Origin of the sequence: Pseudarthrobacter sp. CCNWLW217, from assembly GCF_037203985.1 — a bacterium.
Classification (GTDB): Bacteria; Actinomycetota; Actinomycetes; order Actinomycetales; family Micrococcaceae; genus Arthrobacter.
In genome coordinates this window covers 261,384-272,998 of the sequence record NZ_JBBCBT010000001.1, presented here as the reverse complement: position 1 = coordinate 272,998, position 11,615 = coordinate 261,384, and the positions used below count along the sequence as shown (strand labels likewise).

Sequence of the window (11,615 nt, the reverse complement as noted above, 5' to 3'; positions counted from 1 at the left end):
AGGGCCGGGCACTGCGCTCGGCAGCGCCCGGCCGTTCCCCCATTGCCGTTGCCTATTCGGCCGGAACCGCCCCCGTTCCGTCCGAAGATGAACCGAACCAGCCGCTGGGTGCGGGCTGGATGTTCTGCCAGATATGTTTTGCCTCGCGGTATTCGTTGAGGCCCGCGCTGCCAAGTTCACGGCCAATGCCGGACTTGCCGAATCCGCCCCACTCCGCCTGCGGGACATACGGGTGGTAGTCATTGATCCATACTGTTCCGTGCCGGAGGGCGCCCGCAACGCGCTGCGCTTTCGATGCGTCCGATGTCCAGACCGCTCCCGCCAGGCCGTACTCCGTGTCGTTGGCTATGGCAACGGCCTCGGCTTCGGTCCGGAACGTCTCGACTGTCAGCACCGGGCCGAATGACTCCTCCCGCAGCACGCTCATACCCGAGCGGCAGTTGCCGAGCACGGTGGGCGGGTAGAAGAATCCGTCCGCAAGAGTCCCCTCGTCGGGGATGTAGCCGCCGCACAACAGCTCGGCGCCCTCCGCGATGCCGGCCTGGACGTAGGCGTGGACCTGTTCGCGGTGCTTGGCGGAAATCAGCGGGCCCGTTTCTGCGTCGGGATCAAACGGCCCGCCCATCCGGATCTTTTTCGCCCGTTCAACCACCTCGGCAACGAAGCGCTCCGCAATGGTCTCCTCGACGACAAGCCGCGCCCCGGCCGAGCAGACCTGGCCGGAGTGCAGGAAAACAGCTGTCAGGGCGTTGTCGACGGCGGCGTCCCAGTCCGCGTCCGCGAAGACGACGTTGGGGTTCTTCCCGCCGAGCTCGAAGGCGACGCGCTTCACGGTCTCCGCGGCGGCCGCCATGATGGTCTGGCCCGTAGCCAGGCTTCCGGTCAGGGAGACGAGGTCCACGCGCGGGTCCGAACTCAGCGCGGGACCCACCCTCGATCCGGATCCCGTGACCAGATTCGCGACTCCGGCGGGAACCCCGGCCTCTGCCAGTGTTTCCATGAGCAGGATGGAGGTGGACGGCGTGAGCTCGCTGGGCTTGAGCACAAAGGAGTTTCCCGCGACAAGTGCCGGTGCCACTTTCCAGGCGGCCTGGAGGAGCGGGTAGTTCCATGGTGCGATGAGGGAACAGACGCCAAGCGGTTCGTAGACTACGCGGCTGATGGCATTCGGCCGGCCCGTATCGATAACCCTGCCGGCATCGAGGCCCGCTATCTTTCCGTAGTAGCGGAAGCATGCGGCTATGTCGTCAATGTCGTATTCGGCCTCGACGAGGCGCTTACCCGTGTCCAGCGCCTCGGCCCGGGCGTAAGCCGCCTTGTCCCGCTCAAGCAGCCCGGCGATGCGCAGCAGCACCTCGCCGCGTTCGATGTCCGTCAGCCGGCGCCACGCACCGCCGTCGAACGCTGCCCGTGCACTCGCGATTGCCCGCTCAGCGTCCTCGACGGTCGACGAGGCTACAACCGTTACCTCATGTCCGTCCGCCGGACAGCGCACAACTGTTGTCCCGCCGTCGGATGCCTGGTGCCATGAGCCGTCAATGTACAGGCCCTTAATGGGGTCCTGCCCTTTCCCGGCGTGGTGGATTTGTTCAACGGTGGCGGTCATGGTTTCTCCTTCTCCAGTCCATCAATCATGCCTAGGCCCCAGCCGCGGGGGCAGCTGCAGTATCAGCGGCGTTACGCTCCAGCGGGCTGATCCCGTGGCGGTAGAACTCCGTGTGCTGCGCGGCCAGGGGCGCCTTGCCGAGGATGAGGTCGGAGGCCCTTTCGGCCAGCATCATCACCGGGGCGTAGATATTGCCGTTCGTCACATAGGGCATGGCGGAGGCGTCGACGACGCGCAGGCCCTTGGTGCCGTGGACGGACATGTCCAGCGGGTTGACCACTGCCATCGGGTCGGATTCCGGGCCCATCTTGGCGGTGCAGGAGGGGTGCAGGGCGGTTTCTGCGTCCCTGGCCACCCAGTCCAGGATTTCAGCATCCGTCTGCACGCTGCGGCCGGGAGACAGCTCGCCGCCGTTGAACGGGCCCATGGCCTGCTGGCCCAGGATGTCGCGGGAGATCCTGACGGCTTCCACCCATTCGCGGCGGTCCTGCTCGGTGGAGAGGTAGTTGAAGACCATCGACGGGTGGACTGTGGGGTCCGTGGACTTGATCTTGAGGCTGCCGCGGGCGTCCGAGTACATCGGGCCGATGTGCACCTGGTAGCCGTGCTTCGCGTCTGCCTTCTGGCCGTCATAACGGACGGCGACAGGCAGGAAGTGGAACATGAGGTTGGGGTAGGCCACGTCCTCGTTGGAGCGGACGAATCCCCCGCCTTCGAAGTGGTTGGTGGCTGCCGGGCCCTTGCGGCCGAAGAGCCACTGCAGGCCGATCCACGGCATGCGCCAAACATCCAGGGCCGGCTGCATGGACACAGGCTGCGTGCAGGCGTGCTGGATGTAGACCTCCAGGTGGTCCTGCAGGTTCTCGCCGACGCCGGGCAGGTTCACCACGGATTTGATGCCCAGCGATTTGAGGTGCTCGGCATCGCCCACACCGGAGAGCTGGAGCAGCTGAGGAGTGTTGATGGCGCCGCCGGACAGAATCACTTCACCGGCGTTGACCGTGTGCAGCTTGCCGTTGCGGCGGTAGGTGACGCCCGTGGCAGTGGTGCCGTTGAAGTTGACCTTGGTGACCATCGCCCTGGTCAGCACTGTGAGGTTTGGCCGGCTGGAGTTGGGACGGATGTGCGCCCTTGAAGCTGACAGGCGCTGGCCCTTGTGGACGTTGCGGTCAAAGGCCGCGAAGCCTTCCTGACGGTATCCGTTGACGTCGTCGGTGAGGGGGTAGCCGGCTTCCTGGGCGGCTTTGAAGAACGCCTGGAAGAGCGGGTTGGTGGCCGGGCCGCGTTCCAGGACCAGCGGGCCGTCGTGTCCGCGGAGTTCGTCGTCCGGATCCGCGGCCAGGGCATTTTCCATCTTGTTGAAGTAGGGAAGGCAGTGGGCGAAGTCCCAGGTTTCCATGCCGGCGTCGGCACCCCAGCGCTCATAGTCGAGGGGATTGCCGCGCTGGAAGATCATGCCGTTGATGGAGCTGGAGCCGCCCAGGACCTTGCCGCGGGCATGGGCCACACGGCGGCCGCCCATGTACGGCTCAGGATCCGACTGGTAGCGCCAGTCGTACAGCGGGTTGCCGCTGGGGAAAGTCAGTGCGGCGGGCATCTGGATGAAAAGGTCCCAGGGGTAGTCGCTCCGTCCGGCCTCAAGAACCAGGACGCTGTTGTGGCCGCCCTCGCTGAGCCGGTTGGCGAGCACGGAACCTGCGCTTCCGCCTCCGACGATGACGTAGTCGTAGTGGGTTTTGGTCATGCTGCAAACTCTCCTTCTACCTGGTGCCGACCAGCCGCTGAGGGCGGTCGTCCTTCTTCCGGAAGCGGGCAATGCCTCTTGGTGCCCGGGAAAACTCTTTGTTGGATCTTTGGAATTGCTGGCGCACGGCGCCGGCAGGGTATCTACCTAGCCGGATGCGGAGGTTTCCGACGTGCCCTTGGAACTGCAGCCGCGCCGGATTTTCCTTGGGCCGCGAAGGGAGGTCGGCGTTGACGCCCCCTCATGTCCGCTTGGTGTGGTGTAGGTCATACTCATGCAGAATAGTGCACCTTGAACAAGTGTTCAATAGCCCGACTGGACAAGTGTTCAAAATTTACGTGGGCGTAACATGGCTCGCTCATCCTGCCGTTTGGAGACCGGTCCTGTCCGCGGGTGCATGTGGGCCGATCGATTCAGTCATCGTTGGCGAGCCACTCCCCCGGCACTACCCGCGGACCGTGCAGGAAGATTAGTATCGGATTCGTCCTAATGAATCCGAAATAAGTATTTCCCCTTACTAATCGGGGATCCTAAGCTGGTCGGAGCATGGCACCGTGCCCTGCCTCGATCTGCCAGGAGCGTCAATGGAGACTCGGCATCTGAAGTACTTCATTGCCGTGGCCGAGGAGAGACACTTCGGCCGGGCAGCCCTCCGCCTGCACATGGCGCAGCCGCCGCTGTCGCAGCAGATCCGACAGCTCGAGGAGCATCTCGGCACGCCCCTGCTGGTGCGCACCACCCGCAAGGTTGAGCTCACCCCGGCCGGACAAGTCCTGCTGGACCGCGGACGCGTGCTGCTGCAGGACCTCAGCGCCCTCGTGGAGGACGTCCAGCAGGTCGGGGCAGGAGCCACCGGCGTGATCCGGGTAGGCTTCACCGGAACGGCGACGTACCGGCTGATGCCCAGCATCGTTCAGGCAGCACGCCGGACCCTCCCAGGGCTCAGGATCACCGTGCAAGGCGAGATGCTGACACCACAGATGGAGGCTGCTCTCGAAGAGGGCCGGCTGGACGTGGCAGTCCTCCGTCCGCCGGTCCGCTCCGGCGAGCTCAAGCTGAGGCTGCTTGAACAGGACCAGCTGGTGGCGGCGCTTCCTGCCGATTCGCCCCTCGCGGAGCGCGGCACACTGGACATCACCGATCTGGCCAACGAGGACTTTATAGGCTATTCCGCGCACTCCGCCGTCAACACCATCTCCGCTGAAGCCTGCCGCAAGGCCGGTTTCCAACCTCGCCTGGTGCAGGAGTCCAAGGAAACATCCACCCTGCTCTCGCTCGTGGCCGCCGGCATGGGCGTCGCACTCGTGCCCATGACCGCCCGGATGTTTTCATTCCAAGGCGTCGCCTTCCGCCCGCTCCGGGACCCGCCGCCGGTTGACCTCGCCGTCGCATGGAACCGGAACAATGTGACACCGCTGATCCGGAGCTTTCTGGGCCTCTTCGACGCCCTCCCCACTTCACAGCCAGCAGCCGCCGCAAAGGACATCTCCGCATGAAAATCGCACGTATTGAGGCCATCCCCTACTCCATCCCCTACGCCCGTCCCTTGAAGTTCGCGAGCGGAGAAGTCGCGGCCGCGGAACACGTGCTGGTCAGGATCCATACGGACATTGGCATCTGCGGCGTGGCCGACACTCCTCCACGCCCCTACACGTACGGCGAAACGCAGGAATCCATCGTCGCTGTGGTGACCAATGTGTTTGCCCCGCAGCTGATCGGGCTGGACCCAATGGACCGCTCCAAGGTCCAGCAGGTGCTCCGCCGCACGATCAACAACCCCACGGCCAAGGGGGCCCTGGACATCGCCCTGTGGGACATCATCGGCATCTCCCTGGACACCCCCGTGCACAAATTGCTTGGCGGCTTCACTGACAGCATGCGCGTGTCCCACATGCTGGGCTTCAAGCCCGCCGCCGAGCTCCTCGAGGAAGCGCTGGGGTTCCGCGAAACGTACGGCATCGACACCTTCAAGCTCAAGACCGGCCGGCGGCCGCTCTCCCTGGACGTCGAGGCTTGCCATGTGCTGCGGGAGGGCCTCGGTGCGGACACCGAGATCTACCTCGACGCCAACCGGGGCTGGACGGCGAACGAGGCCATGGAGGTCCTCCGCCAAACCGAAGGCCTGGGACTGTCCATGCTGGAAGAACCGTGCGACGCCAGTGAGGCCCTGGGCCGACGCCGGCTCGTGCAGCAGTCACGCATCCCCATCGTCGGCGATGAAAGCGTCCCCACCCTCGGCGACGTGTCCCGGGAGCTGCTCTCCGGCGGCAGCAACGCCATCTGCATCAAAACAGCCCGCAGCGGCTTCACCGAGGCCCAGCAGATCCTCAGCCTCTGCGAGGGGCTGGGTGTGGACGTCACGATGGGAAACCAGATCGACACCCAAGTCGGAAGCCTGGCCACAGTCACCTTCGGCGCGGCCTTCGAGGCCAGCAGCCGGCGGGCCGGGGAGCTCTCCAACTACCTGGACATGACGGATGACCTGCTCGCGGAGCCGCTCGAAATCAACGACGGCGCCATCCGGGTCCGTGAGTTCCCTGGCGTCGGTGCTGTCATCGATGCCGACAAGCTGCAGAAGTACCGCCAGGACTAGGCCGCCCCGCCCACGCCTGCCCAGAAACCCCACACAACAAGGAGAATCTCATGCTCTACCTGGTCCGCATGGATGTAGATATCCCGCTGGACATGCCCAAAGAACGCGCCGACGCCATCAAGGCGGAGGAACGGGAGTACTCCCAAAAGCTCCAGTACGACGGCCGCTGGCCGCATTTGTGGCGGATCGTGGGCGAGTACTCCAACTACTCGGTGTTCGACGTCGCGGACAACGACGAGCTACACACCCTCCTCTCAGGCCTGCCGCTATTTCCGTATATGGACATCAAGGTCACTCCGCTCGCCAGGCACCCCTCTGCCATCGGGTAGCGGTCGGATGCGGATTCATATACCCCACCTCTCAATCAGCGGCAGATAGGTATTTCTCAACAATCAATGCCGGGCCTACTGTTGAAACAACAAGGAACGTGAGGCCCAGCACAATGCAGCGCACAACGGTCCGGAACCCCAACCGTGAATCGACAAAGGAGTCATCATGACCACGGAAACACATGCCACTGCGGCCGCTTCGGGCGCTGGCGCCACCGCCCGCTTCAGGGAAAACAAGCAGCTTGCCACTGGCACGAGCCAGGAGCGAGTGAACACCCTCGCCGGCCGGCTCATCAAGGCGGTCAATGACATCGTGCTTGACGAGAAGGTCAGTTACGACGAGTACAACGCCTTCAAGGCCTGGCTCATCCAGGTCGGCGAGGACGGCGAATGGCCGCTGTTCCTGGACGTCTGGGTGGAGCATTCGGTCGAGGAGGTTGCCAACGCCAACCGGCATGGGACCAAGGGCACCATCGAGGGGCCGTACTACATCCCGGACGCGCCCACACAGAACACTCCGGCAACCCTGCCGATGCGCGAGGATGAGCCCGGCACTCCGCTGCTCTTCCAGGGCCAGGCGAAGAACGTCGCCGGAGAACCGCTGGCCGGTGCGCTGATTGAGCTGTGGCACGCCGACGACCTCGGCTTCTACTCCCAGTTCGCCCCGGGGCTGCCGGAGTGGAACCTCCGAGGCTCTGTCATCGCCGACGGCGAGGGCAACTTCGAGATCAACACCATCCAGCCCGCGCCGTACCAGATCCCCACCGACGGCGCCTGCGGTGCCCTCATCGCCGCGGCCGGCTGGCACGCCTGGCGCCCCGCCCACCTGCACCTCAAGGTTTCAGCTCCCGGGCACCAGCCCATCACCACCCAGCTCTACTTCGAAGGCGGCGAGCACGTTGGCGACGACATCGCCTCTGCCGTCAAGCCCGAACTCATCCTCGCCCCCACCCGGCGTGCCGACGGCCAGGGCCGCGAAGTCACCTACGACTTCATCCTCGACCCCGAGGACTAAGCCCGCTACCAGTTCCAGGACTGGTACTCGTTAGGCACGGGGACGGCCACGGGCCTAACCAAACACCGCACACGGCGGCACCGTACCGCCGTCGATCCACACAGCAGACGTGCCGCGATGGCGCGCTGCCAAAAACGCTCCTTCTGCCCGATAAAGCCCATCATTCAGTGCTCACACAACCCCACACCAGACAGGAGAGGTCGATGACTCAGGGAGCAGTCAGAGCCGGCGTTGATAACCTCGACCTGCGGCACGCGTTCGGCAGGTTCGCTACCGGAGTCACGGTGGTCACCACCCGCGCGGCCGACGGTGTCCCGCACGGTGCCACCGTCAACGCCTTCACCGCAGTGTCCGTTGACCCACCACTTGCCCTGGTGACGCTAACCCGTACTTCACGGGCCGCCCGGTACCTCGAAGGCACCCCCTTCGCGATCAACATCCTCTCGCTCGAGCAGAGAGACGTCGCGCTGCACTTCGGCGGCAAGGTGCTGGACGAAGAGCCCGAGTGGACCCTCGCCGGCAACGTTCCGGTGTTGCTGAAGAATGCAGCTACGCTTGAATGCCGGCCCTGGAATATCTATGACGGCGGCGACCACATCGTCGTGGTGGGCGAGGTCGTCGCCATGCACATCACCGATCGCCAGCCGCTCCTGTTCTTCGGCGGGGACTTCCGGGAGATCGGGCGCTTGGTCGAGGGCGCTCCGTGGGACCACCCCGGCGACGCTCCCGAATCGGGCTGGTTCGCCGGCTCCAGTACTTTCACACGGATGCGCAGCCCCTAGCCGAGATTTATCCCGGCAGCACGGCCGGACCGCCTGCCGGTGTCCGTCGGTTCAGTGCCGGATGGCAGCGACTGGCAGTTCCATGTAGCCGGAACACAACGCGCTCTTTCCAGACGCTTGCATAAGGCGTTCCGATCGCTCGTGCACTCTTGCGCCGTCAGGCGTGAAAGTCAGACCCGAGAACTGGCCGCGTGCTTTGCGCGTGCCCGTGAATGAATTGGGCATCCTTTTTCATCCAGATTCTGAAGTTTGTTGCTATCAAAGGAGATAAGACAATGACGAAAACATTACACACGATGGCAGGAGCAGGCAATGTCCGCTGAGCCCATCGTCGCCGTTTCCGCTAAACCTAAATTCGTGAGAAACCGCGTCACTTATTCGCTATACGCCTACTTCTGCACATTTGGTTGGTTCATGCTCGGATTCTCTCCGTGCGTTCCGATCATCGCCCAGGAGCAGAATATCTCAAATGGCCAAGCGGGGCTGATAGGACCGGCTCTCGCCTTGGGACTTATTCTGGGGGCACTCGCGATCAACCGAACCACAGCCGGTTTGGGCCGCAAGAGGGTCCTTTTTTCTGCAAGCACCATCCTGACTGTTGGCGTTATTGGGCTCCTTTTGAGTTCTTCCTTCCCACTGACTGTCGCCGCGACCTTTGTGTGTGCTTTCGGGGCCGAGTTGATTATCGCCTCAGTGCTCCCGGGCCTCGCAGTGCATCACCAGGCCATGGCTCCAGCCGCGTTGAGTGAGGGCGCCGCGATTGGGGCGGCCGCGGGCCTGGCATCACCGTTCCTCGTTGGTCTGAGTATCTCGGCGGGATGGGGATGGAGGGTCGGCATCTCCACAACCGTTGTGCTCCTCGTGATCGCATGCCTCTTCCTGGCGGGGATGCCACGAGTAGGTGCACTTGACGGACGACGCCTGCGAAGCGCCGCTCACCCATCGGCAGCCCGCCCGTCGAAAACCACTGGCGTATTCTGGCTCCTCTGGGTGGCTTGCATTTGCGGTATCGCTTTGGAATTCTCCACCCTGTTCTGGGTTCCGGCGCTCTTCTCGGAGCGTGCTGGCATGAGCCTGGGGGCAGCCGCGTCCTCGGCCTCCGCGCTCGTTCTGGGTGAACTGATTGCCCGATCGATCTCATCGCGTCTCAGTACGCGATGGACGCTCAGGCCTTTGCTGCTGGTTGCCCTCAGCGTTACTGCGTTGGGATGGCTTATCTTCTGGACTGCCAGCGTCCCTCTCATTGCCGTCGTAGGACTATTCATCGCCGGCCTGGGGATCGGCCCGCTGCAGCCCTTGACAGCTGCTTCCCTGTTCTCAGTCTCTCCGGGAGAGGAAACCAAGGCACAGTCGCGCATCTCAATTGGACAGGGCATCGCGATCGGTACTTTCCCCATCATCCTAGGGGCATTGTCGGACGTCACCGGCACATTCCTCGCTTTTCTGGTCATCCCGGCGCTAGTCATTCTCTGCGCCATCATGCTGGTCATCGCAACGAAGAAGGTGCATTCAGCGCCCGCCGCTGACTCGTACGTCGTCGCACTATAACTACGTCAAGCAGCACAAAAGGAAACCTGTGTCAGCAGCCGCTCGCGTCTCGTTCAGCTGCACCACACAGAGGGAAATGTCGGCGTGAAGGACTATCAGTTCAGCTCCCAGGCATAGGTGGCCAGCCCGCCCAGCAATGGGACGGCGCCCGTCACCTGTCCTGCTCACGCTCCGTACATCTGATCTATGTTCACCACCTCGGGCACTTAGCGGCCCCGCGAAAGGAAGTCTTAGCATGAAACCCGCCATGAACCAGATCTCGACCATGCAAGCCACATTCGAAGAGGATTTGCCCGCATATGCAGCAGCGGGGTTCGAAGCCATTGGCCTTCTGGAGATGAAACTGCCCGAAGACGACAACAACAACCGCCGCCTGCTGGACAAGTACGGCTTCGAGGTGTCGAACTGCATCGTAAGCGTCCTCTCGATCCTGCCCTTGCAAGGAGTGGTGTTGCCGAAGGGAGACTGGAAGGGCATCGACTTCGAAGGTCCCGAGGACACCGAGACCCGTATCCGCCTGATTTGCGACGCCGTCCGGCGCCTCGGACCGTATAAGCCTTCGTCCGTGACTGTGTCGTTTGGCTCGCCGGACGGCTTCGATAGCGCTCGAGCCGCTGAAGCTGCGCTGAGAGATGGTCTGCGCCGCATCGCGGATGTGGCGACGAAAAGTGGGGTTCGAATCGCGATCGAGCCGATTCACCCGTCGATCATCCACACGCTGGGTCAGTCCATCGCTGAGACGGCCCACATTATCGACGATGCTGGGGTCGCGGACGCCGTTGGCATTCTAATCGACACGTGGCATTCTGGGGATTCACCCACGTTGTTCGAGGACATCGAGGCTCACGGGGATCGCGTCATCGGTCTGCACGTGTGTGATCGGGCACCTGCCGGAAACCCCAACCGCCTGGTGCCGGGAACGGGCGCTTCACCAACTGTGGAAATCCTGGGTGCACTCCGCAAGCACGGCTACGACACTTGGGCGGACGCAGAGCTATTCTCGCCGCATGACGTTTGGCTGCGCCCCGTCGAGGAGGCAGCCACGATCGGTTTCACCGCAATGAATGACGTGCTCAAACGAAGCGCCGATTTCGCCTAATCACCCCACCAAACTGTAGGGAGTCAACAATGTCCAGCAATGGTCGAATGCAATACCCGCTTGGCGAGGTCACCCGTGGCCACCACTATGCGATCTCCGTGCGCGATATGGACGCAATGGTTGCCTGGTACCAGGAGAAGCTCGGTGCCGTGGTAACCGGAGCCTGGGACCCGGAGGAACTTGGAGCTCACGTCCGGATCGTGACTGTCAATGGATTCTCGTTTGAGCTTGTCTCGATGAACGAATCCTCGCCGTCATCAACCCAGTGGGGTGACCCGCCCGGTATGGCCATTAAGAATGGCCCGTTCCACATGGCCTTCACCGTGGACGATTGCGCCGCCGCCGTTGCAGAGCTCAAACTTCGCGACGTGAAGTTCGCTTGGGATGTCGCCGACTACGACGAACTCAAGATGCGGTGTGCGCACTTTTGGGATCTGGAGGGAAATATTCTCGAGCTCGTCGAGGTACTCGACTAAGAAAGGCGAATTCTCGTCTGCAGTCAAAGGGCGAGTGCGTGACTCTGCACCTGGTCGCCGGCCGACCGGCCGGCGATCAGACCGAAGCCCGTACGCGCTCGCCTCGAAGACCACGGTCTCGCGCGACCGTGGTCTTCGCTGGCGTGCAAGGTAGATCTTGCCTCGGGCGACTGCCGTGTTGGCGATATCGACGGCGACGGCGGTGTCCCCATAGGGGGCGGCAATGGACCAGGGATTCGTGCCGATGACTTTCTCGCGCCCGCCCCAGGGCGCCATGGCGGGGGAAGCGTTGGTGGTCAGCATAGACACGCACCCGTCGGCCGCTGCGCGCCTCGTCCGACGCCAAGATTGTGCCGTTGATGTTGGTCCCGTCGTCGCTCAGTAGGGATGTGGCAACCTGACAGAATGAGGGTTGGAGGCGCA

10 protein-coding genes and 1 pseudogene are annotated in these 11,615 nt (G+C 63.3%); 8 read left to right on the top strand and 3 right to left on the bottom strand.

The genetic code is table 11. From position 1 onward, the window contains the following. Positions 1 to 52: 52 nt before the first annotated feature. Positions 53 to 1,606 (bottom strand): aldehyde dehydrogenase family protein, encoded by a 1,554-nt coding sequence (locus tag V9L18_RS01245; RefSeq protein ID WP_337345355.1) that lies wholly within the window; start codon positions 1,604 to 1,606, stop codon positions 53 to 55. Between the two features lie 31 nt (positions 1,607 to 1,637). After that, positions 1,638 to 3,350, bottom strand: coding sequence for a choline dehydrogenase (gene betA / locus V9L18_RS01240; RefSeq protein ID WP_337345354.1), 1,713 nt, complete (start codon positions 3,348 to 3,350; stop codon positions 1,638 to 1,640). A gap of 584 nt (positions 3,351 to 3,934) precedes the next feature. Here betA and V9L18_RS01235 point away from each other — a divergent pair. The 8 genes from V9L18_RS01235 (at position 3,935) to V9L18_RS01200 (ending at position 11,192) form a co-directional block, all read left to right on the top strand. Then, positions 3,935 to 4,846 carry a LysR substrate-binding domain-containing protein gene (locus V9L18_RS01235; protein WP_337345353.1) on the top strand — a complete coding sequence of 304 codons (912 nt, stop codon included), beginning with the start codon at positions 3,935 to 3,937 and terminating at the stop codon, positions 4,844 to 4,846. Continuing rightward, positions 4,843 to 5,943: a mandelate racemase/muconate lactonizing enzyme family protein gene (locus V9L18_RS01230; RefSeq protein WP_337345352.1), complete on the top strand. Its 1,101-nt coding sequence runs from the start codon at positions 4,843 to 4,845 to the stop codon at positions 5,941 to 5,943. The genes V9L18_RS01235 and V9L18_RS01230 overlap by 4 nt, the downstream gene beginning before the upstream one ends. A 50-nt stretch (positions 5,944 to 5,993) precedes the next feature. Further along, positions 5,994 to 6,272, top strand: a complete 279-nt coding sequence (gene catC, locus V9L18_RS01225; RefSeq protein WP_337345351.1) for a muconolactone Delta-isomerase — start codon at positions 5,994 to 5,996, stop codon at positions 6,270 to 6,272. 166 nt (positions 6,273 to 6,438) lie between these two features. Next, positions 6,439 to 7,287, top strand: coding sequence for a catechol 1,2-dioxygenase (gene catA, locus V9L18_RS01220; protein WP_337345350.1), 849 nt, complete (start codon positions 6,439 to 6,441; stop codon positions 7,285 to 7,287). Between the two features lie 203 nt (positions 7,288 to 7,490). Then, complete coding sequence (locus V9L18_RS01215) at positions 7,491 to 8,069, top strand: flavin reductase family protein (RefSeq protein WP_337345349.1); 579 nt, start codon at positions 7,491 to 7,493, stop codon at positions 8,067 to 8,069. A gap of 312 nt (positions 8,070 to 8,381) precedes the next feature. Next, positions 8,382 to 9,617, top strand: coding sequence for an MFS transporter (locus tag V9L18_RS01210; RefSeq protein WP_337345348.1), 1,236 nt, complete (start codon positions 8,382 to 8,384; stop codon positions 9,615 to 9,617). Between the two features lie 235 nt (positions 9,618 to 9,852). Continuing rightward, entirely contained in the window at positions 9,853 to 10,716 is an 864-nt protein-coding gene (locus tag V9L18_RS01205) for a sugar phosphate isomerase/epimerase family protein (RefSeq protein ID WP_337345347.1), read from the top strand. Positions 10,717 to 10,745: 29 nt separating this feature from the next. Continuing rightward, a complete protein-coding gene (locus tag V9L18_RS01200; protein WP_337345346.1) occupies positions 10,746 to 11,192 on the top strand; it encodes a VOC family protein in 447 nt (148 codons plus the stop codon). Positions 11,193 to 11,333: 141 nt separating this feature from the next. Here the strand turns inward: V9L18_RS01200 and V9L18_RS01195 are convergent. Beyond that, a pseudogene (locus V9L18_RS01195) lies at positions 11,334 to 11,525 on the bottom strand (Ldh family oxidoreductase); the annotation flags it as partial. Positions 11,526 to 11,615 lie beyond the last annotated feature (90 nt).